The 26,559-nt window shown below is 71.1% G+C and carries 30 protein-coding genes; 13 read left to right on the plus strand and 17 right to left on the minus strand.

Annotated elements, in window-relative coordinates:
* Window positions 1-380: 380 nt before the first annotated feature.
* Both dapF and mtaB read left to right on the plus strand, forming a co-directional pair.
* The gene (gene dapF, locus FV229_RS07760; RefSeq protein ID WP_147751410.1) at window positions 381-1,271 is read left to right on the plus strand and encodes a diaminopimelate epimerase; all 891 of its coding nucleotides are present in this window, start codon (window positions 381-383) and stop codon (window positions 1,269-1,271) included.
* Window positions 1,271-2,509: a tRNA (N(6)-L-threonylcarbamoyladenosine(37)-C(2))-methylthiotransferase MtaB gene (gene mtaB / locus FV229_RS07765; protein ID WP_147751411.1), complete on the plus strand. Its 1,239-nt coding sequence runs from the start codon at window positions 1,271-1,273 to the stop codon at window positions 2,507-2,509. Before dapF ends, mtaB begins: the two co-directional genes overlap by 1 nt.
* A 39-nt stretch (window positions 2,510-2,548) precedes the next feature.
* Here the strand turns inward: mtaB and FV229_RS07770 are convergent, their stop codons facing one another.
* Complete coding sequence (locus FV229_RS07770; RefSeq protein WP_147751412.1) at window positions 2,549-3,247, minus strand: RluA family pseudouridine synthase; 699 nt, start codon at window positions 3,245-3,247, stop codon at window positions 2,549-2,551.
* A 42-nt stretch (window positions 3,248-3,289) separates the two neighbouring features.
* Here FV229_RS07770 and ftsY point away from each other — a divergent pair, with 42 nt between their 5' ends.
* Window positions 3,290-4,675: a signal recognition particle-docking protein FtsY gene (gene ftsY / locus FV229_RS07775; RefSeq protein WP_147751413.1), complete on the plus strand. Its 1,386-nt coding sequence runs from the start codon at window positions 3,290-3,292 to the stop codon at window positions 4,673-4,675.
* A gap of 43 nt (window positions 4,676-4,718) precedes the next feature.
* Here ftsY and FV229_RS07780 read toward each other — a convergent pair whose 3' ends face one another.
* Entirely contained in the window at window positions 4,719-5,627 is a 909-nt protein-coding gene (locus FV229_RS07780; RefSeq protein WP_147751414.1) for a LysR family transcriptional regulator, read from the minus strand.
* 92 nt (window positions 5,628-5,719) lie between these two features.
* On the opposite strand from FV229_RS07780, the gene FV229_RS07785 reads away from it, so the two are divergent.
* Both FV229_RS07785 and FV229_RS07790 read left to right on the plus strand, forming a co-directional pair.
* Complete coding sequence (locus FV229_RS07785) at window positions 5,720-6,652, plus strand: NAD-dependent epimerase/dehydratase family protein (protein ID WP_147751415.1); 933 nt, start codon at window positions 5,720-5,722, stop codon at window positions 6,650-6,652.
* A gap of 133 nt (window positions 6,653-6,785) precedes the next feature.
* Entirely contained in the window at window positions 6,786-7,394 is a 609-nt protein-coding gene (locus tag FV229_RS07790; protein WP_147751453.1) for a septation protein A, read from the plus strand.
* A gap of 117 nt (window positions 7,395-7,511) precedes the next feature.
* Here the strand turns inward: FV229_RS07790 and FV229_RS07795 are convergent, their stop codons facing one another.
* From FV229_RS07795 to FV229_RS07845, 11 genes are all read right to left on the minus strand, one after another.
* On the minus strand, window positions 7,512-8,105 hold the full coding sequence (locus FV229_RS07795; RefSeq protein ID WP_147751416.1) for a DsbE family thiol:disulfide interchange protein: 594 nt from the start codon (window positions 8,103-8,105) through the stop codon (window positions 7,512-7,514).
* Window positions 8,102-8,254 carry a heme exporter protein CcmD gene (gene ccmD, locus FV229_RS07800; RefSeq protein ID WP_147751417.1) on the minus strand — a complete coding sequence of 51 codons (153 nt, stop codon included), beginning with the start codon at window positions 8,252-8,254 and terminating at the stop codon, window positions 8,102-8,104. Before ccmD ends, FV229_RS07795 begins: the two co-directional genes overlap by 4 nt.
* 39 nt (window positions 8,255-8,293) lie before the next feature.
* Complete coding sequence (locus FV229_RS07805; RefSeq protein ID WP_147751418.1) at window positions 8,294-8,785, minus strand: VOC family protein; 492 nt, start codon at window positions 8,783-8,785, stop codon at window positions 8,294-8,296.
* 35 nt (window positions 8,786-8,820) lie between these two features.
* Complete coding sequence (locus FV229_RS07810) at window positions 8,821-9,621, minus strand: heme ABC transporter permease (protein WP_147751419.1); 801 nt, start codon at window positions 9,619-9,621, stop codon at window positions 8,821-8,823.
* Between the two features lie 83 nt (window positions 9,622-9,704).
* Window positions 9,705-9,974, minus strand: a complete 270-nt coding sequence (locus FV229_RS07815; RefSeq protein WP_147751420.1) for a Txe/YoeB family addiction module toxin — start codon at window positions 9,972-9,974, stop codon at window positions 9,705-9,707.
* On the minus strand, window positions 9,971-10,225 hold the full coding sequence (locus tag FV229_RS07820; protein ID WP_147751421.1) for a type II toxin-antitoxin system prevent-host-death family antitoxin: 255 nt from the start codon (window positions 10,223-10,225) through the stop codon (window positions 9,971-9,973). Before FV229_RS07820 ends, FV229_RS07815 begins: the two co-directional genes overlap by 4 nt.
* A 123-nt stretch (window positions 10,226-10,348) precedes the next feature.
* On the minus strand, window positions 10,349-10,696 hold the full coding sequence (locus FV229_RS07825; protein WP_147751422.1) for a DUF4189 domain-containing protein: 348 nt from the start codon (window positions 10,694-10,696) through the stop codon (window positions 10,349-10,351).
* A gap of 130 nt (window positions 10,697-10,826) precedes the next feature.
* Window positions 10,827-11,495 (minus strand): heme exporter protein CcmB, encoded by a 669-nt coding sequence (gene ccmB / locus FV229_RS07830; protein WP_147751423.1) that lies wholly within the window; start codon window positions 11,493-11,495, stop codon window positions 10,827-10,829.
* Window positions 11,492-12,139, minus strand: coding sequence for a heme ABC exporter ATP-binding protein CcmA (gene ccmA / locus FV229_RS07835; RefSeq protein WP_147751424.1), 648 nt, complete (start codon window positions 12,137-12,139; stop codon window positions 11,492-11,494). Before ccmA ends, ccmB begins: the two co-directional genes overlap by 4 nt.
* Window positions 12,140-12,174: 35 nt before the next feature.
* Window positions 12,175-12,444 (minus strand): type II toxin-antitoxin system RelE/ParE family toxin, encoded by a 270-nt coding sequence (locus FV229_RS07840; protein ID WP_147751425.1) that lies wholly within the window; start codon window positions 12,442-12,444, stop codon window positions 12,175-12,177.
* Window positions 12,428-12,652 carry a ribbon-helix-helix protein, CopG family gene (locus FV229_RS07845; protein WP_147751426.1) on the minus strand — a complete coding sequence of 75 codons (225 nt, stop codon included), beginning with the start codon at window positions 12,650-12,652 and terminating at the stop codon, window positions 12,428-12,430. Before FV229_RS07845 ends, FV229_RS07840 begins: the two co-directional genes overlap by 17 nt.
* A gap of 214 nt (window positions 12,653-12,866) precedes the next feature.
* Here FV229_RS07845 and FV229_RS07850 point away from each other — a divergent pair, with 214 nt between their 5' ends.
* Entirely contained in the window at window positions 12,867-13,073 is a 207-nt protein-coding gene (locus FV229_RS07850) for a hypothetical protein (protein WP_147751427.1), read from the plus strand.
* A gap of 267 nt (window positions 13,074-13,340) precedes the next feature.
* Window positions 13,341-16,040, plus strand: a complete 2,700-nt coding sequence (acnA, locus tag FV229_RS07855) for an aconitate hydratase AcnA (RefSeq protein WP_147751428.1) — start codon at window positions 13,341-13,343, stop codon at window positions 16,038-16,040.
* Window positions 16,041-16,141: 101 nt separating this feature from the next.
* Here the strand turns inward: acnA and FV229_RS07860 are convergent, their stop codons facing one another.
* Complete coding sequence (locus FV229_RS07860) at window positions 16,142-16,744, minus strand: glutathione S-transferase family protein (RefSeq protein ID WP_147751429.1); 603 nt, start codon at window positions 16,742-16,744, stop codon at window positions 16,142-16,144.
* 73 nt (window positions 16,745-16,817) lie between these two features.
* Between FV229_RS07860 and FV229_RS07865 the strand changes: the two genes are divergently transcribed.
* Both FV229_RS07865 and FV229_RS07870 read left to right on the plus strand, forming a co-directional pair.
* Entirely contained in the window at window positions 16,818-17,504 is a 687-nt protein-coding gene (locus FV229_RS07865; protein WP_147751430.1) for a YafY family protein, read from the plus strand.
* A gap of 94 nt (window positions 17,505-17,598) precedes the next feature.
* Window positions 17,599-18,282, plus strand: coding sequence for a metal ABC transporter permease (locus FV229_RS07870; RefSeq protein WP_147751431.1), 684 nt, complete (start codon window positions 17,599-17,601; stop codon window positions 18,280-18,282).
* Window positions 18,283-18,370: 88 nt separating this feature from the next.
* Here the strand turns inward: FV229_RS07870 and FV229_RS07875 are convergent, their stop codons facing one another.
* Window positions 18,371-19,489, minus strand: coding sequence for an AI-2E family transporter (locus tag FV229_RS07875; RefSeq protein WP_147751432.1), 1,119 nt, complete (start codon window positions 19,487-19,489; stop codon window positions 18,371-18,373).
* 240 nt (window positions 19,490-19,729) lie between these two features.
* On the opposite strand from FV229_RS07875, the gene FV229_RS07880 reads away from it, so the two are divergent.
* The 3 genes from FV229_RS07880 to FV229_RS07890 are packed head-to-tail and all read left to right on the plus strand — an operon-like array spanning window position 19,730 to window position 21,687.
* Entirely contained in the window at window positions 19,730-20,038 is a 309-nt protein-coding gene (locus tag FV229_RS07880; RefSeq protein WP_147727326.1) for an acyl carrier protein, read from the plus strand.
* Between the two features lie 45 nt (window positions 20,039-20,083).
* A complete protein-coding gene (locus FV229_RS07885) occupies window positions 20,084-20,563 on the plus strand; it encodes a 3-hydroxyacyl-ACP dehydratase FabZ family protein (RefSeq protein ID WP_147751433.1) in 480 nt (159 codons plus the stop codon).
* Complete coding sequence (locus FV229_RS07890; RefSeq protein ID WP_147751434.1) at window positions 20,560-21,687, plus strand: beta-ketoacyl-ACP synthase; 1,128 nt, start codon at window positions 20,560-20,562, stop codon at window positions 21,685-21,687. The genes FV229_RS07885 and FV229_RS07890 overlap by 4 nt, the downstream gene beginning before the upstream one ends.
* A gap of 229 nt (window positions 21,688-21,916) precedes the next feature.
* On the opposite strand, the gene FV229_RS07895 is transcribed toward FV229_RS07890, so the two are convergent.
* Window positions 21,917-23,137 carry an ABC transporter substrate-binding protein gene (locus FV229_RS07895; RefSeq protein ID WP_147751435.1) on the minus strand — a complete coding sequence of 407 codons (1,221 nt, stop codon included), beginning with the start codon at window positions 23,135-23,137 and terminating at the stop codon, window positions 21,917-21,919.
* A gap of 111 nt (window positions 23,138-23,248) precedes the next feature.
* Window positions 23,249-24,181 (minus strand): alpha/beta hydrolase, encoded by a 933-nt coding sequence (locus tag FV229_RS07900; RefSeq protein WP_147751436.1) that lies wholly within the window; start codon window positions 24,179-24,181, stop codon window positions 23,249-23,251.
* Between the two features lie 189 nt (window positions 24,182-24,370).
* On the opposite strand from FV229_RS07900, the gene FV229_RS07905 reads away from it, so the two are divergent.
* Entirely contained in the window at window positions 24,371-26,461 is a 2,091-nt protein-coding gene (locus FV229_RS07905; protein WP_348644176.1) for an EAL domain-containing protein, read from the plus strand.
* Window positions 26,462-26,559 lie beyond the last annotated feature (98 nt).

Raw genomic sequence — 26,559 nt, forward strand, 5'->3', positions numbered from 1 at the left:
GCGCCAGGGCGGGCAGGCTCCCGCAGGCGGCGGCGGAGGCGGCGAGGAGGCCGGCGACGAGCGTGAGGCGAGGGCGGGTCAAGGCGGCGCTCCGGGGAAGGCAGTGGAGGCAAAGGAAAAGGAGACAAGGGCGTCGAGGCTACGGCCGAGGCCGCCACGAACCGAATCGGCACGGTCCCGTCTCGCCCGAAGGTAGTGACGAACACCGTCGTTCGCGAGGCCATGCACGCGCGTTCCGATCGCACGGCGCGCGGACGCGGCGGATCTGCCACGCCCCTCGCGTCGGAGGCCGGCCTTGCCATATACGGTGCTCCGACGGGCTCTCGGACGACGCCCGGCCCCCACCCCCGCGACGACGCGGTTCGAACCACCATGGCCGCATGAGCGCACTCGCCCACAGACGCTTCCTGAAGATGCACGGCGCCGGCAACGCGATCGTGGTGCTGGACCTGCGCGGCACCGACATCCGCGTCGCCCCCGAGGAGGCGCGCGCCATCGCCGCCGATCCGGCCTCGAGCTTCGACCAGCTGATGGTGCTGCACGATCCCGCGAGCCGCGGCGCCGACGCGTTCATGCGGATCTACAACACCGACGGCTCGGAATCGGGCGCCTGCGGCAACGGCACCCGCTGCGTCGCCTACGCGATGCTCGACGACCCGGCCATGGCGCGGCCCGTCGAGACCGGGCGGCTGGTGCTGGAGACGGTCGCCGGCCGCGTCGAGGTCAAGCGCGTCGCCGAACGCTCCTTCACCGTCGACATGGGCCGCCCGCACCTCGCCTGGAACGAGATCCCGCTGCGCGATCCGTTCCCGGACACGCGGCGGATCGAGCTGCAGATCGGGCCGATCGACGACCCCATCCTGCATTCGCCGGGCGCGGTGAACATGGGCAACCCGCACGCGGTCTTCTTCACCGATCGCGACCCCGACACGTTCGACCTCGGGCAGATCGGCCCGATGCTGGAGAACCATCCGATCTTCCCCGAGCGCGCCAACATCTCTGTGGCGCAGGTCCGGGGGCGGGAGGCGATCAAGCTCCGGGTCTGGGAGCGCGGCACCGGCTTGACGCTGGCCTGCGGCACCGCCGCCTGCGCCGCCGTCGTCGCCGCCTCGCGCCTCAGGATGATCGGCCGGCAGGCCACCGTGAGCCTGCCCGGCGGCGACCTGTACGTGGAGTGGCGCGCCGACGACCACGTGCTGATGACCGGCCCGGTCTTCCTCGTCGCCGAAGGCCGGTTCGCGCCCGCCCTGTTCGCCCAGGACGCCGCCTGATGGCGGTCGAGACGCTGACCTTCGGCTGCCGGCTGAACACGGTCGAGGCCGAGGTGATGCGCGGCCTCGCGGAGCCGACCGCGCGCGGGCGCGACCGCGTCGTGGTCAACACTTGCGCCGTCACCACGGAAGCCGGGCGGCAGGCGCGCAAGGCGATCCGCCGCCTGCACCGCGAGCGGCCGGACGCCGAGATCGTCGTCACCGGCTGTGGCGCGCAGATCGAGACCGCCGCCTACGCCGCGATGCCCGAGGTCGCCCGGCTGGTCGGCAACGGCGAGAAGCTCTCGGCCGCCGCATGGCGGGACCTGGCAGACCGCCCGCGCGACGCGGTCGGCGACGTGTTCGCCGCCCGGCACGCCGAGCCGACGCGGATCGCGGGCGTGGCCGGGCACACCCGCGCCTTCGTGCCCGTACAGAACGGCTGCGACCACCGCTGCACCTTCTGCGTCATCCCGTTCGGGCGCGGGCATTCGCGCTCGGTGGCGCCCGACGCGGCGATTGCGCAGGTCCGGCGCATCGTCGCCCACGGTGGGCGCGAGGTCGTGCTGACCGGCGTCGACCTCACCGCCTACGGCCGCGACTTCTCGAACGCTGGCGAGAGCCTCGGCACGCTGGTCCTGGCGATCCTCGCCGCGGTGCCGGAGCTGGCGCGCCTGCGCCTGTCCTCGATCGATTCGATCGAGGCCGACGACACCCTGATGCGGGCGATCGGCGACGAGCCCCGGCTGATGCCGCACCTGCACCTGTCGCTCCAGGCCGGCGACGACCTCGTGCTCAAGCGGATGAAGCGCCGGCATGGGCGCGCCGACGCGATCCGCTTCTGCGACGCGGTGCGGCGCCTGCGGCCGGACGCGGTGTTCGGCGCCGACCTCATCGCCGGCTTCCCGACCGAGACCGAGGACCAGTTCGCCCGCTCCCTCGACCTCGTCGCGGAATGCGGGCTGACGCATCTCCACGTCTTCCCGTACTCGCCCCGCCCGGGGACGCCGGCCGCGCGGATGCCGCCGGTTGCGCCAGAGGTCGTCCGCGTCCGCGCCGCGCGCCTGCGTGCGGCGGGCGAGGCGGCCCTTCTCCGCCACCTCGACGGCGAGGTCGGCCGGTCGCACCGGGTGCTTGCTGAGCGCGGCGGCGTCGGCCGCACCGAAGGGTTCACGCCGGTGCGGATCGCGGCCGAGCCCGGCACGATCCTCGACGTGACGATCGCCGGGCACGACGGCCGCGCGCTGCTGGCCGCCTGATCGCAAGCGAACCGGCGCGTGGCCGCCCCGGTCCGAGGGTCACCCGGCCCAGCCGCAGGCCGACAGCCCGTCCCGCATGTGCTCGGGTGCCGGCGCCTCGGCGACCACGGGCGGCTTCTTCGGGTAGAGCGGCAGGGCGAGGCCGCGCGCATGCAGTTGCAGGCCGGGGCCGCCGTGGCGGGCCGCGGTGCCGTAGATCGAATCCCCGACGATCGGGAACCCCGATGCGGCGCAGTGCACCCGGAGCTGATGGGTGCGGCCGGTGACCGGGATCAGCTCGAGCCAGGCCTGGCTCGCGGACCGGCCGAGCACGCGCCAGCGCGTCGTCGACGGGTCGCCGGCCGGGTCGGCCTTCATCCACCACGAGCGTGGATCGCTCGACCGCCGGGCAAGCGGCAGGTCGATCTGGCCCTCGTCGTCCGGGGGCGCGCCCTCGACCAGCGCCCAGTAGGTCTTCCGCGCCTGCGCGTTGGCGAACAGCTTGTTGAGGCGCGCCAGCGCTTGCGCATGGCGCCCGAGCGCCAGGCAGCCGGAGGTGTCGCGGTCGAGCCGGTGCGCGGCCTCCGGACGCCGCGGCAGGCCGAAGCGCAGGGCGTCGAGGTGTTCGGTCAGGGTCTCGCCGCCCTTCGGCCCCGGATGCACCGGCAAACCCGCGGGCTTGTCGATGACGAGGACCAGGGCATCGCGGTAGAGCAGGCGCGCGCCTATGTCAGACGAGAATGCGGCAGGCGACGACATGCCTCCCGGCTAACGGTGCCGGGGCGCGGGAGCAAGGACGACATGAGCCAAGACGAGAAGCCGGGCTGGTTCGGCCGCCTGTTCGGGCGCAAGGGCGCGACCGAAGCCCCCGAGCCGCCGCCGGACTCGCCCGCCTCCCCGGCGGAAGGGCAGCCGGACTTCGCCACGGCTGCCGACGACGTGGCGCACGTGCCGCTGCCGCCGGCCGAGCCGTCGCCGGTCGACCCCGAGCGGAACGCAGTGCCCGACGAGATCGAAGGCGCCGACCTTCAGCCGATCGCGGGCGAGCCCGAGACGCCCCCCTCCGGCACCGCCGGCGACGACCCGGCCCGCGGCGCCGAGCCTGCCGACGCCACGACGGTCGCCCGCGAGCCGGTGACCGCGCCCGACGCGGGGCCTGAGGCCGGCGCCGGCGCGCCGGACATCCAACCGGTCGACGTCGCGGCCGCGCTCGCTCACGACGCCCTCGCCGACGACGAGACGGCATCGGAGCCGGCGTCGGAGAAGCGCGGCTGGTGGACCCGGCTGACCTCGGGGATGAAGCGGACCTCGTCGGCCCTGTCCGACCGGGTCACCGGCCTGTTCACGAAGCGCAAGCTCGACGCCAACACCTTGGAGGACCTGGAGGACGCGCTGATCCAGGCCGATTTCGGCGTCGAGACCGCGACGCGGATCTCGGAGGCCGTGGGCAAGGGCCGCTACGAGAAGGGCATCTCCCCCGACGAGGTCCGGGCGATCCTGGCGACCGAGGTCGAGCGGGCGCTGGAGCCGGTGGCCAAGCCCCTGGTCGTCGATCCCACCAAGAAGCCGTTCGTGATCCTGATGATCGGCGTGAACGGCGCCGGCAAGACCACGACGCTGGGCAAGCTGTCGCTCAGCCTGAAGGCGGAGGGCCGCTCGGTGATGCTGGCGGCGGGCGACACCTTCCGCGCCGCCGCGATCGAGCAGCTGAAGGTCTGGGGCGAGCGCACCGGCACGCCGGTGGTGAGCGGGGCGCAGGGCGCGGACGCGGCGGGGCTCGCCTTCGACGCCCTCAAGCGCGCGAGGGCCGAGGGCACCGACGTGCTCCTGATCGACACCGCCGGCCGGCTGCAGAACAAGGCCGGGCTGATGGCGGAGCTGGAAAAGATCATCCGCGTGCTGCGCAAGAGCGATCCCGAGGCGCCGCATGCGACGCTGCTGGTTCTCGACGCCACGGTCGGCCAGAACGCCCTGTCGCAGGTCGAGCTGTTCTCGAAAGCCGCGCCGGTCTCGGGGCTGGTGATGACCAAGCTCGACGGCACAGCCCGCGGCGGCATCCTGATCGCACTGGCCGCGAAGTTCGGCCTGCCGGTGCACTTCATCGGCGTCGGCGAGGGCGTCGACGACCTGGAGCCGTTCGCGGCGCGCGACTTCGCGCGAGCGATCGCGGGGCTGGAGAAGGGCTGACGCCCGACGCGGACCGAACGGCCTGCAGTGCAGTCGCGGGTCGTCAGCAGGTCGCCGTCGCGCCGGGTGCCGCCTCCGAAAGGTCGAGCCCTTCGACCAAGGCATCGAACACCGCGCGACAGCGGGCGTTCGTCTTCAGGTCCTCGTGCATCACGATCCAGAGGGGCAGCGTCAGGGTGATCGCGGGCAGGACGCGCACCAGCGCCGGGTCGCGCCGGGCGATCGCCACCTGGCAGATGCCGATGCCGAACCCTGACCGGATCGCGGCGACCTGGGCGAGGTTGCTGTCGGCCCTCAGAGCGAACGTGCGCCGGTCGAGCGGCGGCAACCGGGCGCCCATGGCCCGAAGCGCCGGGGTCTCGGTGTCGTAGCCGATCACGTCATGGGCTGAGAGGTCGCCGATGGCGGCCGGCGTCCCGGCTCGGTCCAGGTAGTCGCGGTGGGCGTGGAACCCGAGATCCACCGGCGGCAAGCGGCGCGCCAGCAACGCCCCCTGGGTCGGCTCGACCATGCGGATCGCGATGTCCGCCTCGCGCGCGAGCAGGTCGCCGACCACGTCCGAGAGCGCCAGCTCGATCGCCAGCGCAGGATGTGCCCGCCTGAGCCGGGTCAGGATCGGCGGCAAGTGCTCGACGCCGACGACGTCGCTTGCCGTGATCCGCACCGTCCCGGCGAAGTCGCCCTGGGCGCCGCTGGCGGCCCGCAGCAACGCGGCGGCGGTCGTCGCCATGGTTCGCGCGTGCGGGCGCAGCGACACCGCAAGCTCGGTCGGTTCGAGCCCACGCTGCGACCGCACGAACAGGTCGGCGCCCAGCGCCGACTCCAGCGCATCCACGTGGCGGGCGACGGTCGGTTGCGTCGTCCCGAGCGCACGCGCGGCTGCCGACAGCGAGCCAGCGTCGAGCAGGGCGAGCAGAGTGCGATAGAGCGCCCAATCGGGATCGTGGTTCATCCGTTTGCGTATAGCAGGACCACGGACTTCGCCAATTTTCGATGTGACCGCCGAGGTGCATCGTCCTGCCTTCAGCGATGAGGGACAGGACGATGACGCAGCAGATCACGATCTTCGGCTACGGCGCGGTCGGGCGGCCGATCGCCGAGCGGCTGGCCGCACGCGGCGACCGCGTGCGGGTCGCAACCCGCACACGCCCGGCGGACCTCCAGGCCGGCGTCGAGCATCAGGTCTGCGACGTCCTGAATCCTGCCGACGTGCGGCGCGCGCTCGACGGGTCGGCGCAGGCGGTACTCGCGGTCGGCTTCCCCTACGACGCGCGGGTGTGGCGGACGGCCTGGCCGCGAACGATGCACGCCGTGGTCGAGGGCTGCGCCGAGGCGGGGGCGCGGCTGGTCTTCATCGACAACCTCTACCAACTCGGGCCGCAGACGGCGCCGCGCACCGAGGACATGCCGCTGACCGCAGGCGGCGAGAAGCCGGCGATCCTGGCCGAGGTCACCCGGATCTGGCAGGGAGCGCGAGCCCGCGTGCCGGTGGCGGCCCTGCGCTGCTCCGATTTCTACGGACCCGGCGTCGCCAACTCCCATCTCGGCGCCTTCGCATTCGGTGCGCTGGCGAAGGGCCGGCCGGCGCAACTGCTCGTGCCGGCCGACACGGCGCACGACTTCGCCTACGTCCCGGACGTCGCGCGGGCGGCTTTGCTGCTTCTCGACGCCCCCGACGCGGATTTCGGGCAGGCCTGGAACGTTCCGTGCGCGCCGACGCGGAGCCCGCGCGCCCTGCTGACGATGGGCGCCGGCGTGCTCGGCAAGCGGCTCAGGCTGTGGGCCGTCCCCTTCGCGATGCTGCGGCCGCTTGGGCTGGTCTACCGCTTCGCGCGCGAGGTGGCCGATGTCGGATTCACCTGGGATCGTGCCTACGTGATCGACGGCGGCAAGTTCGCCCGCCGCTTCGGCTTCGTGCCGACCCCGTTCGAAGTGGGCGTGCCGGCCACCGTCCGCCGTTTCGCCGAGGCGCGTTGACGGGGGCGAGGACACGATGGCGCAGGGCCGGCCGGCATCCGGCCCGTGCCGGCAGCCCCGGTGGACCGCACCCGTCGTCATCGATACAGACGCATCGACGCGATGGGCCCGTTCCGGCTCCCTGGCCAGCATGATGCAGATCGAATCCGTACCCCCGCGCCGGCACCTCGCGCCGCTCCCCAAGCTGGCGCTCGAACTCGGGCCGCTGGTGATCTTCTTCCTCGGCAACGCCTACGCCGAGCGCTTCGGCGTAGCCCCCGACCAGAAGCTGTTCGTGGCGACCGGGGTGTTCATCGTGGCGACGGTGCTGGCGCTCGCCGTGCACTTCGCCCTGGTGCGCCGGCTGCCGATCATGCCGATGGTGTCGGGCGTGGTGGTCGTCGTCTTCGGCGGGCTGACGCTCTACCTGCAGGACAAGACCTTCATCATGGTGAAGCCCACCATCGTGAACACGCTGTTCGGCCTGGTGCTGCTCGGCGGCCTCGCCTTCGGCAAGTCCCTGCTCTCGGTGGTGCTCGACTCGGTGTTCTCGCTCACCGACGAGGGCTGGCGGAAGCTGACCTTCCGCTGGGGGCTGTTCTTCCTGGCGCTCGCCGTGCTCAACGAGGCGGTGTGGCGGACGCAGAGCGAAGATTTCTGGGTGAACTTCAAGGTGTTCGGCATCATGCCGCTCACCGTCGTGTTCGCGCTCGCCCAGACGCCGCTATTGACCCGCTACGAGCGCAAGAAGTCCGACGTGTAACGGCGCGCAGGTTCTCGCGCAGAGACAGCCCCGACGGCGTCGGCCGGCGGCAAGTGCGACCGCGCGCCGCCGCCGGTGCGGCGGACGGCCCGCCAGGGCCCACGAAGAATTTCCTGCCTACTTCGCGGCTACCTTGCCGGCCGCGCGGATCTTGGCGATCACCTCGGCGAGATTTTCCGGGGTGACGATACCGACGAGCTTGTCGCGGATCACGCCGTCCGGGCCGATGATGAAGGTCTCGGGCACGCCGTAGACACCGAAATCGATGCCGACGCGGCCGGTCTCGTCGTGGCCCACCGCCTGGAACGGCACGCCGTTGCGCGTCAGGAACCGGCGTCCGTTCTCGGCGGCGTCCTTGTAGTCGATCCCGACGAGCCGGATGCCGGGCTCGCGCGCCAGGCGCATCAGCATCGGATGCTCGACTTGGCACGGCGCGCACCACGAGGCCCAGACGTTGAGCACCGTGACGCCGCCCTTCAGGTCGGCGCTCGACAGGCCGGGCACCGGCTTGCCGTCGGCGGTGAGGCCGGCCACCGGCGGAAGCTGGAAACTCGGCACCGGCTTGCCGATCAGCGCCGAGGGGAGGGCGGCTGGGTCGGCGCCGGAGCGCAGGCGCAGGAAGAACACCGCCGCCAGCACCGCGAAGGCTAGCACCGGGACGACGACGAGGAGCGAGCGGCGGACCGGCTCCGGAGGGGTCTCGATGCTCACCGGCGATCCTCCGCCTGGAGCTGGGACAGCGCCCGCCGCTGCGCGCGCCGGTGGCGGACCGCGTTGAGCACGAGGCCCGCCATCACCAGCGCGGTGAAGGCGTAGGAGGCGAGAATGAAGCCGCCGTGGATGCCGAGGTCGAGACTCATGCGTTTATGAAATCCGAAGGAGCTTGTGCAGAAGCGCGCTCATGCCTGCGCCGCGCGCTCGAGGGCGGCGACGTCCAGCTTGACCATGGTCTGCATGGCCGCGAAGACGCGGGCCGAGACGGCGGGGTTGGGGTCGGCCAGGAGGCGCGGCAGCACCTCCGGCACGATCTGCCAGGGCACGCCCCAGCGGTCGCGAAGCCAGCCGCACATGATGGCGCTGCCCCCGTCGGCGGTGAGGCCCGCCCAGAGCCGGTCGACCTCCGCCTGGTCGGCGCAGGCGACCGAGATCGAGGCCGCCATGCCGTACTCGGCCGGCGTGCCGCCGTTCAGCGCCTGAAAACTCTGGCCGCCGAGGGTGAAGGCGACGAGGATCGCGTCGCCGGCCGCCCCGCCCGGCCACGCGCCCGGCGCGCGCTGGATGCGGTCGATGCGAGAGTCCGGAACGAGGTCGACGTAGAGGCAAACCGCCGCCTCCGCGTCGGTGCCGAACCACAGGCAGGTGCTCGCCTTCGTCGTGCTCGCCTTGGTCATCAGCCGCATCTCCCTTGCGGACGGCGCGTCCGCGATCAGACCGCCTGGCCGAGGGGCAGGGCGCGACCGGCCTCGGAGGCCGTCACGGTCGAGCCGGCGTCGAGGCGCTCCGCCTCGCGGATCGTCAGCGTCCGCACGCGGCGGCGCATGATCTCGGTGCGCATCGCGTAGAGGTGCAGGGTGGTGCCGCCGAGGGTGGCGGCACCGATCATCACCAGCAGCGGGTAGAGCATCGACGGGTCGATGGTCGAGCCGCCCATGCGCAGGATCGAGGCCGGCTGGTGCAGGGTCGACCACCAGTTCACGGAGAACTTGATGATCGGCAGGTTGATCGCGCCGACGAGCGTCAGGATCGCGACGGAGCGGGCGGCCCGGTTCGGATCCTCCATCGTCCGCCACAGGGCAATGATGCCGCAATAGATCAGGAACAGGATCAGCATCGAGGTGAGCCGCGCGTCCCAGACCCAGTAGGTGCCCCACATCGGCTTGCCCCAGAGCGAGCCGGTGACGAGGCAGATCAGGGTGAAGGCCGCCCCGATCGGGGCTGCGGCGCGCTGCGCCACGTCGGCGAGCGGATGGCGCCAGACCAGGGTGCCGATCGCCGACAGGCTCATCGAGCCGTAGAAGAACACCCCGAGCCAGGCCGCAGGCACGTGGATGAACATGATCCGCACGGTCTCGCCCTGCTGGTAGTCTGGCGGGGCGACGAACCACGACAGGTACAGCCCGAGCGCGAGGATCGCGGTCGAGATCGCGGCGAGCCACGGCACCAGCGTGCCGGACCAGCGCATGAAGTGGCTCGGGTTGGACAGGCGCGTCCAGAGGGGCGTCGACATGGGCCATGTCTTAGCGCGGGGTGCGGTGCAGCGGCAATGCGCACGTCTGGCGCAGGGGGACGCCGAGCTGGAGGCCGGCGAGCTCAGGCGTAGCGCCACCGGCATTGTAGGATCTCGACGGCCTGCGTCTCACCATGGCCGCCGACCCGGTAGACGAGGCGGTGGGAGCCGGTGATCCGCCGAGACCACCATCCGCTCAGGTTGCCACGCAGCGGCTCGGGTTTGCCGATGCCGGTGAACGGCGTCCGCCGGACCTCGCGGATCAAATCGTTGATGCGCTTGAGGGTTGCGGGGTCGGATGCCTGCCAGAACAGGTAATCTTCCCAGGCGTGGTCGGCCCAGAGGAGCTTCACCCCTCGATCAGATCGTGTTCGGACCCGCCACCGGCCTCGATCTGGGCGGCGGCTTCGAGAAGCCGCTTCGCGTTGGCCGGCGTGCCGAGGAGATGGAGCGTCTCGCGCAGCTGATCGAGTTCTGCGAGCGGCAGAATCACGAGAGGCTCGTGGTTCTGCCGCGTGACGACCAGTTCCGACCGGTCGTTCTCAACCTGGTCGAGATGCGCGGCGAAGTTCCGCCGAAGCTCGGTCAAGCCGACTTGCGCCATGACAACCATCCGATCTGTACAGGAGAACGTACATATCGCGCGATGATGCCACGGCGCAAGGTCGAGCGCGGAAGGATCGTGCTTCGCGGACCCGGAAGCCCGTCGGCGTTCAGGCGCCCCGGATCATTCGCACTCGGAAAGGACGAGCTTGCAGTTCGGGCACTTGTCGAAGGCCATCTCCTTGGCGGCGGCCTCGGTGCGGCCCCAGCCGACGCCGTAGGTGGTGCGGTTGGAGACGTAGGCGCCGCAGCTGTCGAAGCGGGCCACGACCTTGCAGTTGTCGTTGCCCATCTTGGCGCATTGCCGCATCGCGGCGGCGCCGGCGGCCTCGCGCGAATCGCCCCAGCCGATGCCGTAGCCCTCGTCGCCGGCCTTCTGGCCCTCTTCGGTGTCCACGGCGAAGGCGCCGGCGGCGGCGGCGGGTGCGGTCGCGAGAAGCGCCAGGAGCAGCGCGGACATCAGGGTCTTCATCGGTACGTCCCCATCGAATCTGACAGGGCGGGCGAACCCTTCGCGCCGCCCCTGCAGGACGTCTGATAAGGCAGTGCGGCGCAAAGGAAATTGCACCTCTGTTCCGATCTCTTGCCTCAGCGTCCCGGGCTCATTCCGACCAGCGCAGGGCCGCCGCCGCGGCGAAGGTCCCGACCAGGGCCGCGATCAGGCTGAGGCCAGTCAGGATCATCAGCGGGGTCGCGAAGGGCACGGTGCCGCCAAGCGCCGACTGCGCCGCCGAGACGCCGAAGATCAGCGTCGGGATCATCAGGGGCAGCACCAGCACGGCGAGGATCAGGCCGCCCCGACGGATCGAGGCGGTGAGGGCCGCGCCCACCGCACCCACGAAGGTGAGCGCCGGCGTGCCCACGAGCAGCGTCAGCGCGGTCGCGGCCATGGCGGTGCCGTCCAGGGCCACCAGCAGCCCGAACAGCGGCGAGGCCAGCGCCAGCGGCAGCCCGGTGGTGAGCCAGTGCGCGATCACCTTGGCCAGCACCACGAGTTCGAGCGGAACCGGGGCCGCGGTCATCAGGTCGAGGGAGCCGTCCTCCTCGTCGGCCTGGAACAGGCGGTCGAGTCCGATCAGCGTCGCCAGCACCGCCGAGAGCCAGAGGATCGCCGGCCCGATCCGCGAGAGCAGGTTCAAGTCGGGCCCAAGCGCGAACGGCACCAGCGCGACGATCATCAGGAAGAAGACCAGCGACAGCATGCCCGACCCGCCGACGCGGGAGGCCAGCGTCAGGTCGCGGGCGACGAGGGCGACGAGGATGCGGATCACGCCCAAACCTCCTCCGCGTCGGCCGCCGGTTCGGGCGCCCGCGGGGCGGCCTGCGCGATGTGGAGGTTGCGCGCGTCTTCGAGGCCGAGGGCCTGGTGGGTGGCGGCGATGACGAGGCCGCCCGCCGCCCGATGCTCGGCCATCAGCCCGGCGAGCACGCCCTGCGACGCGGTGTCGAGGGCCGCCGTCGGCTCGTCGAGAAGCCAGAGCGGGCGGGCGCAGACGAGGAGGCGGGCCAGCGCCACCCGGCGCCGCTGCCCGGCGGACAAGTAGGCGACCGGCAGGTCCAGGGCGTGGGCGAGGCCGAGCCGGTCGAGCGCCGCCCGCGGGCTCAGCCGCTTCGTCCCCAGCAGGCTTTGGGCGAAGGCGAGGTTCTCGGCCGCCGTCAGGCTGCTCTTCAGCCCGTCGCGATGGCCGACCGCGTGCAAGCATTCGGGAAGCGCCGCTTCGCCCATGTCGTGGACGGTGAGGCGCCCGGAATCGGGCCGCAGCCGCCCGGACAGGATCGCGAGCAGGCTCGACTTGCCCGCCCCGTTGCGGCCGGTGACGGTGATCGCTTCGCCCGGACCGATCGCGAAGGACAGCCCGGAGAAGATCCTTCGCCCCGAGCGGCGGCAAGTGAGGGCGTCAACGGTCAGCCGCACGAAGGTTGCCTGTTCAGGAGGTGAAACGTCTCGATCTAACGGTAGACGGCCCGGCGGTTGCCGATCCGCACGACGACGATCCGAACGGTCTCGTCCTCGATCGATGCAATGATCCGATAGTCGCCGACCCGATATTTCCAGAGGCCGCCCAGCCGCGAACCCTTCAGCGCTTCACCGAGGCTTCGCGGATCGTTCGAGGGCGATAGACGATCCTGAAGAAAGCGGAGAATCCGCGTGGCGGTCTCTCGGTCGAGCTTGTCGAGTTCGCGTTCCGCGGACCGTTCGAACTCAATCCGCCAAGCCATATCGGTCCATCACCGCCCGCAGGGGAACGGCCTGGCTCTCGCCGCGCTGCAGGGCTGCGACCCGGCTCTCCGCGATCTCGACGTCCTCGATCTCGTCGAGATGGTCCTGGATCGCCTCGCGCACGTGGTCGTCCGCGCTGCGGCCGGTGCGTCTGGCCAGGGCGTCGAGGCGGCGTTCGATCTCCGGCGGCAAGTCGAGGGCGAGCATGGCAGTCTCCAGCGCGCGCATGGCTTACGATGGCGGCGCGCATCCGTCCATTCGCCCTGCCGCGTCCTGCGATCACGATGAAGCCCGCGGCACCCGCGCCGCCTTGCCCGGTTGCGCGAGGCGGCGGAGCCGCGCAACCTCCCCCGTCCCGGGGCAAGCGGCGTTCCGCGATCTTGGGACGCCGGGACGCACCGCCGACACGGAGGATGTCGCCATGACCAAGCCCTCGCACTCCGCGAAGCTTCGCGTGAACGATCCGCAAGCCCGGACGGAAGCCGAGATGGCCCAAGACCCCGATGCGGTCGCCGGCCGCGCGATCGTGGAGGCGCGGGTCGCGCTCTGCACCCGGGACGAGCAGGCCGCGTTCTGGGCGGCGGTGCGGCGCTGCTTCGGCGGCCCGGCGCCGGAGGCCACCGCCTGAGGCGGGCGGAGAAGGCCGCGGGGGCGGACAGCCTCGCGGCACTGTCACCCGCGACACGGTAGCGGGCAGATTCGAATCGTTCTATACGGTCCCCAGGCTGCGCCGCGCGACCTTCGAGCGTCCAATTCGCTCCTCGCGCACCCTCCTGCCCGGGCACCCCCGGGGCGGCGCGCGCTCCCTGCGAGCGCAGTCAGGCCGAACACCGGTTTCGTGGCGCGGGTTATGCCTGCGCGTGTTCGACAAACGCCAGCGAGGATCAGACCAGCCGTGGCTTCACTCGACAGCTTCAAGTCCCGTCAGACGCTTACCGCGGCGGGCAAGACCTATACCTACTACTCGATCCCCGAGGCCGAGAAGAACGGCCTCGCCAACTCCACCGCCCTGCCGTTCTCGATGAAGGTGATCCTCGAGAACCTGCTGCGCTACGAGGACGACCGCTCGGTCAAGAAGGGCGACATCGAGGCGACCGTCGCCTGGGTCGACAACCGCGGCAAGACCGAGACCGAGATCGCCTTCCGCCCCTCGCGCGTGCTGATGCAGGACTTCACCGGCGTGCCGGCGGTGGTCGACCTGGCGGCCATGCGCGACGCCATGGTGGCGCTGGGCGGCGACCCCCAGAAGATCAACCCGCTGGTACCGGTCGACCTCGTGATCGACCACTCGGTGATCGTCGACGAGTTCGGCACGCCGAAGGCGCTGTCGGACAACGTCGCGCTGGAATACGAACGCAACGGCGAGCGCTACACTTTCCTCAAGTGGGGCCAGTCGGCGTTCGACAACTTCTCCGTGGTCCCGCCCGGCACCGGCATCTGCCACCAGGTCAACCTCGAATACCTGTCGCAGACCGTCTGGACGAAGACGGTGGACGGGGCTGAGGTCGCCTATCCGGACTCGCTCGTCGGCACCGATTCGCACACCACCATGGTCAACGGCATGGCCGTGCTCGGCTGGGGCGTCGGCGGCATCGAGGCGGAAGCCGCGATGCTCGGCCAGCCGCTGTCGATGCTGATCCCCGAGGTCGTGGGCTTCAAGCTCTCCGGCAAGCTGCCCGAGGGCACCACCGCCACCGACCTCGTGCTCACCGTCACGCAGATGCTGCGCAAGAAGGGCGTGGTCGGCAAGTTCGTGGAGTTCTACGGCCCCGGCCTCGACGCGATGGCGGTCGCCGACCGCGCCACCATCTCGAACATGGCGCCGGAATACGGCGCGACCTGCGGCTTCTTCCCGATCGACCGCAAGACCATCGACTTCCTGACGGTCACCGGCCGCACCGACGAGCGCATCGCCCTGGTCGAGGCCTACGCCAAGGCCCAGGGGATGTGGCGCGACGCCGACACCCCGGACCCGGTCTTCACCGACACCCTCGCCCTCGACATGGGCGACGTGCGGCCCTCGCTCGCCGGCCCGAAGCGTCCGCAGGACCGGGTGCTGCTCGACGCCGCCAAGCCCGGCTTCGCCGGCTCGATGGAGACCGAGTTCCGCAAGGCGGCCGACATCGCCAAGCGCTACCCGGTCGAGGGCGCGAACTACGACATCGGACACGGCGACGTGGTGATCGCGGCGATCACGAGCTGCACCAACACCTCGAACCCGTCGGTGATGATCGGCGCCGGGCTGCTCGCCCGCAACGCCGTCGCCAAGGGCCTGCGCTCGAAGCCCTGGGTGAAGACGTCGCTGGCGCCCGGTAGCCAGGTCGTCGCCGAGTACCTCGAGAAGGCCGGGCTGCAGCAGCCGCTCGACGCGCTGGGCTTCAACCTGGTCGGCTTCGGCTGCACCACCTGCATCGGCAATTCCGGCCCGCTGCCGGCCGCGATCTCGAAGGCGATCAACGACAACGACGTGGTCGCCGCCGCCGTGCTCTCGGGCAACCGCAACTTCGAGGGCCGCGTGAACCCCGACGTGCGGGCGAACTACCTCGCCTCGCCGCCGCTCGTCGTCGCCTACGCGCTCGCCGGCTCGATGCAGATCGACATCACCACAGAGCCGCTCGGCGTCGGCTCGGACGGTCAGCCGGTCTACCTCAAGGACATCTGGCCGACGACGGCCGAGGTGGCGCAGTTCATCGAGGCGAACATCACCTCGGCGCTGTTCAAGTCGCGCTACGCCGACGTCTTCACCGGCGACGCGAACTGGCAGGGCGTCGAGGTCGTCGAGGCCGAGACCTTCGCCTGGAACGGCGGCTCCACCTACGTGCAGAACCCGCCCTACTTCGAGGGCATGACCATGGAGCCGGCCCCGGTCCAGGACATCCAGGACGCACGCATCCTCGGCCTGTTCCTCGACTCGATCACCACCGACCACATCTCGCCGGCCGGCAACATCCGCGCAGCCTCGCCCGCCGGCGAATACCTGCAGGAGCATCAGGTCCGGGTGCAGGACTTCAACCAGTACGGGACCCGGCGCGGCAACCACCAGGTGATGATGCGCGGCACCTTCGCCAACATCCGCATCAAGAACCAGATGGTGCGCGATCCCGCCGGCCAGGTGGTCGAGGGCGGCTGGACCCTGTTCCAGCCGTCGGGCGAGCGGATGTACATCTACGACGCGGCGCAAAAATACGCCGCCGAGGGGACGCCGCTCGTGGTCTTCGCCGGCAAGGAATACGGCACCGGCTCGTCGCGCGACTGGGCGGCCAAGGGCACCAAGCTGCTCGGTGTCCGCGCCGTCGTGGCCGAGAGCTTCGAGCGCATCCACCGCTCGAACCTCGTCGGGATGGGTATCGTGCCGCTGGTGTTCCAGGGCGAGACCTCGTGGTCCTCGCTCGGCCTCAAGGGCGACGAGACCATCACGATCAAGGGCATCTCGGGCGAGCTGAAGCCGCGCCAGACCCTGACCGCCGAGATCACGTCCGCCGACGGCACCAAGCAGGAGGTGCCGCTGACCTGCCGCATCGATACGCTGGACGAGCTGGAATACTTCCGCAACGGCGGGATCCTGCCCTACGTGCTGCGCTCGCTCGCGGCCTGAACCCCGGGCCGGGCGGCCTTCGGGCCGCCCCGAACCGAAGCATCGTCAAGCCGCCGCGGGCTCGCACCGCGGCGGCTTTTTCATGATCGTGGCCCGGCAGTTCAGGGCGCCGGCGGCGCCGCGTCGAAGGCTGCCGCGAAGGCGGCGCCCGGCCGCGCGGTGCAGCGGTCGACCCAGGCGTCGATCGCCGGCACGCCGGGCTTGCCGAACCACGCGAAGGGCGAGTGCAGCAGCAGGTCGGCCGCGGTGAAACGGTCCCCGAGCAGGAACGGGCTGTCGCCGAGCGCCGAGGCCAGACGCGCCCGGGCCTCCGCGCCGCCTCGGAACGTCTGCCTCAGGAGCGGATGGTCCAGTCCGGCAGCCTCGACGATCAGCACCGGCTCCAGGACGCCGGCGTACCAGGCGAGCCATCCGAGGTAGGCGCCGCGCTGCCTGTGCCCGTGGGGGATGGCGAGCCCCGCCTTCGGGAACAGGTCGGCGAGGTGCTGCACGATGGCGCTCGATTCGCGCACCAGCGTGCCGTCGTCGTCGAGCAGCGGCACCTTACCCTCGGGATGCGGGTTGGCCGGGTCGCGAGCCCCCGATCCGTCCGTGCGCGGGATCGTCACCCGCTCGATGCGTACGTGATCCAGGGCATCGAGCTCCTTGACCAGGGCGACGATGCGGGTCGAGCGGCTGTTGGGGGAATGATAGAGCGTGATCATGGCGGGCTCCTGCTGGCGGGTCGGCAGGGGATGGTCTAGCCAGGTCCACCTGCCAGTTTCCGTCAGTTGCACGATGGCCCGAGCCGACCGGCTGCTTCGATTGCTCCACGCGATGCGCGTCCTGCCGGCGCCGGTCACGGCGGCCCGGCTCGCCGAGGAGACCGGCGTGTCGCCGCGCTCGATCTATCGCGACATCGACAGCCTGCGCACCGCCGGAGCCGGGATCGAGGGCGAGCGCGGCTACGGCTATCGCCTCGTCGAGGACGTCGCGCTGCCGCCGCAGACCTTCGACCGGATCGAGATCGAGGCGCTGGTCCTGGGTCTCGGCGAGGTCCGGCACATGGGCGACCCGGCGCTCGCGGAGGCCGCCGCCTCGGTCCTGGCCAAGGTCGCGGCGACCCTGCCAGACCGGCGCGAGCAGCACCTGCTTCACGCCGTCTCGCAGGTCCGCCGGTTCGGGACGCGCTATCCGGCGACCGTCGACATGGCAGCGATCCGGTCCGGGTGCTGGCGCGAAGAGGCGGTGACCATCCGGTACGCGGACAAGGACGGGGCGACGAGCGTCCGCACGATCCTGCCGCTTTCCATCGTCTACCTCGACGACAAGATGACGGTGCTCGCCTGGTGCTGCCTGCGCGAGGCGTTCCGCATGTTCCGGGCAGACCGGATCGCGGGGGCGGAGCCGGCCGGCACCAGCTTCCGCCCGCGACGGGTGACGTTGCTGCGCAGCTACCTCGCCGAGCTGCGCCGACGGGGATGACGGGCGACTCGGAAACAAAAATAGATTGCGCGCAAGGGTGTTTTGCGGTCGCCGGCGCCCCATAACCCTCCGGTCACGACAACCGGAGCGCTACATGAAGACCTTCACCACACTCGCCGTCGCCAGCCTGATGACCCTGTCCGGCGCCGCCTTCTCCGCCCAGGCGCTGGAGCGCGTCCGCGGCACGATCGAGAAGGCGGCCGGCGGCATGGTCACGATCAAGACCGTCGACGGGGCCACCGAGACCGTCGACGTCGGCGGCGCCAAGTTCGCCTGGGTGGTGAAGTCGAGCCTCGACCAGATCAAGGACGGCGTCTTCATCGGCACGGCGACCAAGGGCGAGAACCCGATGACGGCGCTCGAGGTCGTGCTGTTCCCCGAGTCGATGCGCGGCACCGGCGAGGGCCATTACGGCTGGGATTCGATCGCCGACCAGACCGCCGCGGGCGGCGCGGCGGTGAAGAGCTCGATGACCAACGGCACGGTCAAGGCCGAGTCCGGCGCGCCGCGCGTCAAGAGCGCGATGACCAACGGCACGGTGAAGGCCGACACGGCCGGCGCCTCGGGCACCAAGACGCTCACCGTCGGCTACGGCAAGGACGGCGCGGCCAAGACCATCGAAGTGCCGCCGACCGCACCGATCGTCGCCTTCGAGCCCGCGGACAAGGCGATCCTCACCCCCGGCTCCAAGATCTTCGCCGTGGTCGACAAGGCCGGCTCGAAGATCGAGGGCAAGCTGATCGCCGTCGGCAAGGACGGCCTCACCCCGCCGATGTAATCGAACCGACTTCGGCGGCACGCAAATCCGTGCCGCCGGGTCTTCGCAAAACGGCCGCGGGATCTCGGATCCCGCGGCCGTTCGCATGTCAGGGAGCCTTCGCGTCGGCGCCGACCGTGAACTCGCGCCACAGCAGCATCAAAGCGGCCATCACCGCCGGGCCGAGGAACAGGCCGAGGAGGTGGAAGGTCTCGACCCCGCCGAGGATGCCGAGCAGCACCCACAGGAACGGCAGCTTGGTGGTGCCGCCGATGAGCGCCGGGCGCACGAAGTGGTCGGCCACGAACGTCACGACGAAGCCCGCGACCGCCACGATCACCGCCGCCTTCACCGAGCTCGCCGCCACGAGCAGCAGCGCCGCGATGGCGATGGCGAGCGCCGCGCCGAACGGGATCATCGCGGCGACCGCGGTGAACGCGCCGAGCAGCACCGGGTGCGGCACGCCGGCGAAGTAGTAGACGATGCCGAGGACGACGCCCTCGCCGAGGCCGACGAGGACGAGGCCGTCGACGGTGCCGTGCACCGAGGCGACCATCTGTCGGCCGACCCGCTCGCCGCGCGGCCCGAACAGGCGGTTGCACGCCACGAGGACCTGGTCGCGGATGGTGCGGCCGTCGCGGAACAGGAAGAACAGGGCGACGAGGCTGAAGCCGAACAGCACGACGCGATGCACCACCTCCTTGCCGACGTTGCGCGACACCCCGATCACGGAATCGTTGTCGAGCTTGCGCAGCAGGTCGGAGCCGGCGTCGGGATGGCTGAGGTTGGCGCTCCACCAAGCGGACGCCTGGGCCGCGCCGTAGGGCAGGTGATTGATGACGTCCGGCACGGGGACGCCGTCCTTCTCGGCCGTGCGCACGAAGTCGAGCACGTCGTGCGCCTCGCGGGCCGCCTGGACGCCGAGGATGACGAGCGGCGCGAGGAAGACGAGGGCGACGAGGAGCGTCGCCACGAGCGGAAGCACGACGTTGTGGCCGCCGGGGGGAAACCGCCGTTCGGCGCGCGCGTAGAGCGGCCACAGCGCGATCGCCAGCACCACCGCCCAGGCGAGCGCCGGCAGGAAGCCGGACAGGATCCAGAGGCCGAGCGCCGACAGCGCCAGCACCAGCGCCACGCGGGCGATCCCCTGGCCGCGCGCCTTCTCCACCGGCGGGAGCGGCGGGGCGCGGTCCGGCGGCGCGTGGTCGGTACGAAGCGTCTGGTCCATAAGGCGGGTCCTCCGGCGCGATCCGCCGCGCGCTCATGTAGGCCGCCGTGGGACCTTTGCCATCCGGCGAAGCCCGCCTGGAGGGCCACATGGTTGCCGGGCCGGACCCCCTCGTGTAGAGGTCGCGGCCACTTGACGGGGCGGCGCAGGGCGCCCTCCGCCACCGGGCCGTGCGGATGGGGGCGCCGCGTCGAGCATCGGCGGCGGCCCGTCGCACCCATCCCGATTCGGCGAGAACGCATGTCAGACCAGCCCAGCACCGGCACCGCCACCTTCGAGCGCGTGGCCGACATCATCGCCGACACCGCCGACATCCCGCGCGAGAAGATCACGCCCGAGAGCCACGCGATCGACGACCTCGGCATCGACAGCCTCGCCTTCCTCGACATCGCCTTCGCCGTCGACAAGGCGTTCGGGATCAAGCTGCCGCTGGAGCGCTGGACCCAGGAGGTCAACGAAGGCAAGGTGCCGGCCGAGGAATACTTCGTGCTGAAGAACCTCTGCGCCCGCATCGACGCGCTGGTCGCGGAAAAGGCCGCCAAGGTCTGAGCCGACGCGAACGACCTTCCGAACACGTCTGCGGATCGGCAGCCCATGCGCCTCGAATACTTCGAGATGATCGATTCCGTGGTGAGCCTCGACCGCGCCGCCGGCCGGATCGAGGCCCTGGCCCAGGTGCCGACGGAGAGCCCGGTCTTCGAGGGGCACTTCCCCGGCCACCCTCTGGTGCCAGGCGTGCTGCTCACCGAGACCATGGCGCAGGCCTCGGGCTACCTCGTGCTGGCCCACCTGAACTTCGCGCAGATGCCGTTCCTGATGGCGGTGGACAAGGCGCGCTTCCGCTCCTTCGTCGGCCCCGGCGCGACGCTGACCGTGACCGCGAGCCTGGAGCACGACGGCTCGGGCTACGCGGTGACCAAGGCCGCGATCCGCCACGACGGCAAGCTCCTGGCCGACGCCGAGCTCCGCTTCCGCACCATGCCGTTCCCGGACGGGCTCGACGCCCTGATGCGCGCGCGCACCGCGAAGATCGGCCTCGTGATCGACGGGGATGCGCCGGGAGAAGCCGAATGAGCCGCGCCGTCGTCGTCACCGGGATCGGCCTCGTTTCCTGCGTCGGCGAGGGCCTGGCCGCCCACCTCGACGCCCTCGACGCCGGCGCCGCGCCACGGACCGACGCGGCGACCTTCGCGCCGTATCCCGTCCACCCGGCTCCGGCGATCGCCTGGGACGGGCAGATCCCGAAGAAGTCCGACCAGCGCCAGATGGAGGCGTGGCAGCGCCTCGGCGTCTACGCCGCCGGCCTCGCGCTCGACTCGGCCGGGGTGAAGGACGACGCCGGGTTCAAGCAGGCGCTCCATCTCGTGGTCGCGGCCGGCGGCGGCGAGCGCGACTACGCGGTCGACGGGGCGATCCTCACCGGCCTGCGCGAGGCCGAGCACGCCGGCGCCTACCTCAACGAGCGGCTGCAGAACGACCTGCGCCCGACGCTGTTCCTGGCGCAGCTCTCGAACCTCTTGGCCGGCAACATCGCCATCGTCCACGGCGTCACAGGCGCGTCGCGCACCTTCATGGGCGAGGAGGCCTCGGGCGTCGACGCGCTGCGCATCGGGCAGGCGCGGATCGCCTCGGGCCAGATCGACGCGATGCTGGTCGGCGGCTCCTACAGCGCCGAGCGGCCGGACGTGATGGTCGTCCACGAGATGGGCGGTTTCCTGCGCAAGCCCGACTACGCGCCGGTCTTCGACCGCGCGGATGCGCCGGGCTTCGTCCTCGGCAGCTGCGCCGCCTTCCTGACGCTCGAATCCGCCGAGACCGCGGCTGCACGCGGCGCCCGCGCGCTCGCGCGGCTCGGACCGGTGGCGAGCGATCGGACGCGGCGCGAGCCGGGCGGCGTCGCGACCAGCCTCGACGCCCTGTGGCGGCAAGCGGGCATCGCGCAGGCCGCGGCGATCGTCTCGGGCGCCACCGGCGTCGCGGCGATCACCGACGAGGAGCGCGCGCGCCTGTCGGCCCTGGCACCCGACCGGCCGGTCCACGCCCTCGGCGACCTGGTCGGCCATGGCCTCGAGGTGACGGCGCCGTTCGGCGCGGCCCTTGCGGCCGGGCTCGTGGCCGAGCGGGGCCTTGCCGAGGTCGCGGTGACCACCGTCGGCCACCGTCGCGGCGAGGGCGTGCTGCGGCTGACGTCCGCCTGAGCGGCGGTCTTCCAGACGCCCCTTCGACCAGACGCCCCTTCGACAAGTGTCACTCCCACCCACCACCTCATCCTGAGGTGCCCGCCTTGGCGGGCCTCGAAGGAGGCCTCCAGCCGACGCGCGATCCCTGGAGGTCTCCTTCGAGGCGGCTTGCGGCCGCACCTCAGGATGAGGGGGGTGGACGGGAGTCGGCCGCCGCGGTCGGCGGGTTCGTCCCTTCTTGCCGTTCCTACTTCGCCGCCGTCGTCAGCGGGCAGCCGCTGGCCTCGGCGGTGGCGAAGGCCTCCGGGCCGGGCACCGTGGCGAGCTTCTTGTAGAGGTCCCAGTCGCCCTTCGACTCGGCGGGCTTCTTGACCTCGAACAGATACATGTCGTGGACCATGCGACCGTTCGGCAGGACCTTGCCGCCCTTGGCGAAGACGTCGTCCACCGGCATCGTGTGCAGCAGCGTGTTGACCGCCTCGGTCTCGTCGGTGCCGGCGGCCTTCACCGCCTTCAGGTATTGCAGCACCGCCGAATAGGTGCCGACATGGATCATGTTAGGCATCTTGCCGGTGCGCTTCATGAAGCGCTGCCCGAACGCGCGGGTCTCGTCGGTGAGGTCCCAGTACCAGCCCTCGGTGAGGGTCAGCCCCTGCGCGACCTTGAGGCCGAGGCCCTTCACCTCGGCCAGGGTGAACAGCAGCGCCGCGAGCCGCTGCCCGCCCTCGACGATGCCGAACTCGGCCGCCTGCTTGATGCTGTTGGAGGTGTCGAGCCCGGCGTTGGCCAGGCCGATCACCTTGGCGCCAGACCCTTGCGCCTGCAGCAGGAACGAGGAGAAGTCCTGCGCCGAGAGCGGGTGGCGGACGTTGCCCAGGATCTTGCCGCCCTTCGAGGTGACGTAGCGGGCGATCTCGGCTTCCAGCGAGTAGCCGAAGGCGTAGTCGGCGGTCAGCATGAACCAGGTGTCGCCGCCCTGCTGCACCAGGGCGCCGCCGGTGCCGACGGCGAGCGCATGGGTGTCGTAGGCCCAGTGGTAGCCGTAGGGGGTGCAGGCCTTGCCGGTGAGGTCGGCGGTGGCCGCGCCGGTGGTGATGGTGATCTTGCGCTTCTCTTTCGACAAGCCCTGGACGGCGAGCGCCACCGACGAGGTCGTCAGCTCCATGATCGCGTCGACGTTGTCGCGGTCGTACCATTGCCGAGCGATGCCGGACGCGATGTCGGGCTTGTTCTGGTGGTCGGCCGAGACGAGTTCGATCGGCGTTCCGTTCATCGAGCCGCCGAAATCCTCCACCGCCATCCGCGCCGCCTCGATCGAGGAGCGGCCGCCGAACTCGGCGTAGGTGCCGGACTGGTCGTTGAGGATGCCGATCTTCACCACGCCGTCCGAGAAGCCCTGCGCGGCGGCGGGCGCGGCGAGCGCGGCGAGCGCGACGCTCAGCGCGAGACGAACCTGTCCCTTGGTCATGCGTATCCTCCCGGATGTCGTGATCTTGTCGTTCGGCCGCCGTTCGGGCGGTCCGGGGCGCATGCTAGGCGAAGGCCGGGCGCACAACCACGGCGAGCGTCGGCTTCCGTGTTACGCTTTGGGCGGAGCTTCACCGGCGAGGAAGGGGCGGAGCGCCGCGAGCGTCGCCGACGGGTTCTCCTCGGCCAGGAAGTGGCCGGACTCGATCGCGGCGCCGACCGCGTCCGGCGCGAGCGTCCGCCGCCAGGCCGCGAGCGCCGTCTCGGGCTTTTCGTGGTCCAGGTAGCGTGTGCTGGCGAGAACCAGGGCCGGCATCGCCAGGGTTCGGCCGGCCGCGATGTCCGCTTCGTCGGCCGCGCGGTCGGGGCCGGCGCCGGCGCGGTAATCCTCGCACATCGCGTGGATGCGCTCGGGCACGCCCCAGGCCTGGGCGTAGAGGTCGAGCGCACGCGGGTCGAAGGCCGAGAGGTCCTTGCCCGCCGTCCACCCGGCGATCAGCCTCCGGAAGTAGCCGTCCGGGTCCCGGCCGATCGCGGTCTCCGGGTTCGGGGCGGGCTCGGCCAGGAACGGCCAGTGCGGGTTCATGCCCGGCGCGGCCTCGATCCGCGCCCACTGCACCACCGTCGGCACCACGTCGAGGAGGGCGAGCTTCGAGACGCGGCCCGGATGGTCGAGGGCGAGGCGGTAGGCGACGCGGGCGCCGCGGTCGTGCCCGGCCAGCGCGAAGCGGACATGGCCGATCCGCTCCATCAGCGCCACGATCTCCGCGCCGACCCGGCGCTTGGCGTAAGGCTCGTGTCCGGAATCGCTCGGGGGCGCCGACGACCAGCCGTAGCCCGGCAGGTCGAGGCAGATCACGCGATGGTCGCGCGCCAAGTCCGGGGCGACGCGGTGCCAGAGCGCGTGGCTTTGCGGAAAGCCGTGGAGCAGCAGCAGCGGCGGCGCGTCCGCCGGGCCGCCGACCCGGGCGAAGGCCTTGCCCCAGGCCGCCTCCATCCAGAGGGCCTCGAACCCGGGAAACAGATCCTCGCCACCGCTCGGCATGCGCCTTCCTCCGACGTTTCGCGACCGTGGCCCGGAGCGGCGGCGGCGCGCGTCCGCAGGCAACGCATCGGAAGGCGCCGGGCTCCACCCACGACGCGCAGGATCGTGAAGTGCGGTACGAATAATATCTTAATGCCTGCCTTGGAGGATAGGGTCACGATCGATGGTGCCCGAATGCCCGTACGAACCTTGGTAGATCTTGCGAAGACCGAACCCGACTGGTTCTGGGAGACCGACGCGTCGCAGAACTTCAGCTACCTGTCTCCCGAGGCGGAACGCGTCCTCGGGCGCAACGCCGAGACGCTGACCGGCACGTCGCGGATCGCGGTCGCCGCGAACGGGGGCGACCGCCTGTCCTGGATGCCGTACGTCACCGCGATCGACCGGCGGGAGGCCTTCGCCGGCTTCATCTTTCCCTACGCCCATCCCGACGGCAACGTGCGCTGGTTCCGGATCGGCGGCGAGCCGGTGGTCGCGCAGGACGGGACCTTCCGCGGCTATCGCGGCATCGGCACCGACATCGGCTCCGAAGGCCAGACGCGCAGCGCGCTCGCCGAGACGCTGGCGGAGCTGCGCGCCTCGCATGCCAGCCTCGTCGAGCAGAACAACCGTTTTGCGGCGGCGCTGAGCAACATGACCCAGGGCCTGTGCCTGTTCGACGACGCGGCGCGCCTCGTCATCTACAACCAGCGGTATTGCGAACTCTTCGGCATCGCTCCGGACAGGCTGCACGTCGGCATGACCCAGCGCGAGATCTGCGCGATGCTGGTGGCCGCCGGCCGATACCGCGGCGACCCCACGGCCGACGCCCTGTGCGAGGGCACGCGCCGGGCCCTGCTCGACGCCGACCCGAAACCGATCCAACGCGAGCTCGCCGACGGCCGGATCCTCGCCGTGTGCTACCGCACGATCGAGGGCGGCGGCTGGGTCTCGACCTTCGAGGACATCACCGAACGGCGCCGCAACGAGGCGCGGATCGCGCACATGGCGCGCCACGACGCGTTGACCGACCTGGCGAACCGCACGGCGTTTCGCGAGCACGGCCTCGACATGCTCGGCAGGCCGCGGCTCGCGGGCGAGACCAACCGGCTGGCGATCCTCTGCCTCGACCTCGACCGGTTCAAGGCGATCAACGACATGCACGGGCACGGCGCCGGCGACGCGCTGCTGCGGGCGGTCTCGGAACGGCTTTGCGCCCGGGTGCGCACGGGGGACCTCGTGGCGCGCCTCGGCGGGGACGAGTTCGCGGTGCTGCACCGGGTCTCCGACGCCGCCGGCGCGCTGGCGCTGGCCGGGCGGATGATCGCGATGGTGAGCACGCCCTACGACCTCGACGGCTACACCGTCGAGATCGGCATGAGCGTCGGCATCGCCATCGCCGACGACGCGGCCGACGACATCGACCGGCTGCTCAAGAACGCCGACACCGCGCTCTATCACACCAAGGCCAAGGGCCGCGGCACCGCCTGCCTGTTCGAGCCGGCGATGGACGAGACCGCCGAAATCCGCCGCGCGATCGAGCGCGACCTCGCCGACGCCCTCCGGCAGGGCCTGTTCGAGGTGCATTACCAGCCGCTGGTCAACCTCGGCAGCAATCGGATTACCGGCGTTGAAGCCCTGGTCCGCTGGCGCCACCCGGAACGCGGGCTGATCTCGCCCGCCACCTTCATCCCGGTGGCCGAAGAGACCGGTCTCATCGTCGCCCTCGGGGAATGGGTGCTGAACCAGGCCTGCCGCGACGCCGTGGCCTGGCCGGAGGGGATCAGCGTCGCCGTCAACGTCTCGGCGGTCCAGCTCCGCAATCGCACCTTCGCGCAGACGGTGCTGCTCGCCCTCGCCGCGAGCGGGCTGCGCGCCGACCGCCTGGAGCTCGAGATCACCGAAAGCGTCCTGCTCGACGAGACCGAGGCCAACCTCGAGACCCTGCACCTGCTGCGCCGGACCGGGATCCGCATCTCGATGGACGATTTCGGCACCGGCTATTCGAGCCTGACCTACCTGCGCCGCTTCCCCTTCGACAAGATGAAGATCGACCGCTCCTTCGTCCAGGACGCCGGCAAGGCGACCGAGGCCGGCGCGATCATCCGCGCCCTCGTCGCCCTCGGCGGCAGCCTCGGCATCACCACCCTGGTCGAGGGCGTCGAGACCGAGGAGCAGCTCGCCGCCGTCCGCGCCGAGGGCTGCCAGGAGATGCAGGGGTTCCTGTTCAGCCGGCCGCGCCCGGCCGGCGAGATCACCGCGATGCTTGCGGCGGCGCGCGAGGAGGCGGTCGCCGCCTGAGAGTTAATACAACTCGGGATTGCATCTACATCGTTCCTTAAGCGGGCACCCATACGATAAGTTGTATCGCTGATCTGCGATGCAGCTATGGGATGTCG

Origin of the sequence: Methylobacterium sp. WL120 (assembly GCF_008039465.1) — a bacterium.
Lineage (GTDB): Bacteria > Pseudomonadota > Alphaproteobacteria > Rhizobiales > Beijerinckiaceae > Methylobacterium > Methylobacterium cerastii.

Bases quoted from the DNA above. Each gene is read 5' to 3' on its own strand.
- dapF (WP_147751410.1), top strand. From the start codon at position 381: ATGAGCGCACTCGCCCACAGACGCTTCCTGAAGATGCACGGCGCCGGC.
- mtaB (WP_147751411.1), top strand. From the start codon at position 1,271: ATGGCGGTCGAGACGCTGACCTTCGGCTGCCGGCTGAACACGGTCGAG.
- FV229_RS07770 (WP_147751412.1), bottom strand. From the start codon at position 3,247: ATGTCGTCGCCTGCCGCATTCTCGTCTGACATAGGCGCGCGCCTGCTC.
- ftsY (WP_147751413.1), top strand. From the start codon at position 3,290: ATGAGCCAAGACGAGAAGCCGGGCTGGTTCGGCCGCCTGTTCGGGCGC.
- FV229_RS07780 (WP_147751414.1), bottom strand. From the start codon at position 5,627: ATGAACCACGATCCCGATTGGGCGCTCTATCGCACTCTGCTCGCCCTG.
- FV229_RS07785 (WP_147751415.1), top strand. From the start codon at position 5,720: ATGACGCAGCAGATCACGATCTTCGGCTACGGCGCGGTCGGGCGGCCG.
- FV229_RS07790 (WP_147751453.1), top strand. From the start codon at position 6,786: ATGCAGATCGAATCCGTACCCCCGCGCCGGCACCTCGCGCCGCTCCCC.
- ccmD (WP_147751417.1), bottom strand. From the start codon at position 8,254: ATGAGTCTCGACCTCGGCATCCACGGCGGCTTCATTCTCGCCTCCTAC.
- FV229_RS07805 (WP_147751418.1), bottom strand. From the start codon at position 8,785: ATGACCAAGGCGAGCACGACGAAGGCGAGCACCTGCCTGTGGTTCGGC.
- FV229_RS07810 (WP_147751419.1), bottom strand. From the start codon at position 9,621: ATGTCGACGCCCCTCTGGACGCGCCTGTCCAACCCGAGCCACTTCATG.
- FV229_RS07820 (WP_147751421.1), bottom strand. From the start codon at position 10,225: ATGGCGCAAGTCGGCTTGACCGAGCTTCGGCGGAACTTCGCCGCGCAT.
- FV229_RS07825 (WP_147751422.1), bottom strand. From the start codon at position 10,696: ATGAAGACCCTGATGTCCGCGCTGCTCCTGGCGCTTCTCGCGACCGCA.
- FV229_RS07840 (WP_147751425.1), bottom strand. From the start codon at position 12,444: ATGGCTTGGCGGATTGAGTTCGAACGGTCCGCGGAACGCGAACTCGAC.
- FV229_RS07845 (WP_147751426.1), bottom strand. From the start codon at position 12,652: ATGCTCGCCCTCGACTTGCCGCCGGAGATCGAACGCCGCCTCGACGCC.
- FV229_RS07850 (WP_147751427.1), top strand. From the start codon at position 12,867: ATGACCAAGCCCTCGCACTCCGCGAAGCTTCGCGTGAACGATCCGCAA.
- FV229_RS07860 (WP_147751429.1), bottom strand. From the start codon at position 16,744: ATGATCACGCTCTATCATTCCCCCAACAGCCGCTCGACCCGCATCGTC.
- FV229_RS07865 (WP_147751430.1), top strand. From the start codon at position 16,818: ATGGCCCGAGCCGACCGGCTGCTTCGATTGCTCCACGCGATGCGCGTC.
- FV229_RS07870 (WP_147751431.1), top strand. From the start codon at position 17,599: ATGAAGACCTTCACCACACTCGCCGTCGCCAGCCTGATGACCCTGTCC.
- FV229_RS07875 (WP_147751432.1), bottom strand. From the start codon at position 19,489: ATGGACCAGACGCTTCGTACCGACCACGCGCCGCCGGACCGCGCCCCG.
- FV229_RS07880 (WP_147727326.1), top strand. From the start codon at position 19,730: ATGTCAGACCAGCCCAGCACCGGCACCGCCACCTTCGAGCGCGTGGCC.
- FV229_RS07885 (WP_147751433.1), top strand. From the start codon at position 20,084: ATGCGCCTCGAATACTTCGAGATGATCGATTCCGTGGTGAGCCTCGAC.
- FV229_RS07890 (WP_147751434.1), top strand. From the start codon at position 20,560: ATGAGCCGCGCCGTCGTCGTCACCGGGATCGGCCTCGTTTCCTGCGTC.
- FV229_RS07895 (WP_147751435.1), bottom strand. From the start codon at position 23,137: ATGACCAAGGGACAGGTTCGTCTCGCGCTGAGCGTCGCGCTCGCCGCG.
- FV229_RS07900 (WP_147751436.1), bottom strand. From the start codon at position 24,181: ATGCCGAGCGGTGGCGAGGATCTGTTTCCCGGGTTCGAGGCCCTCTGG.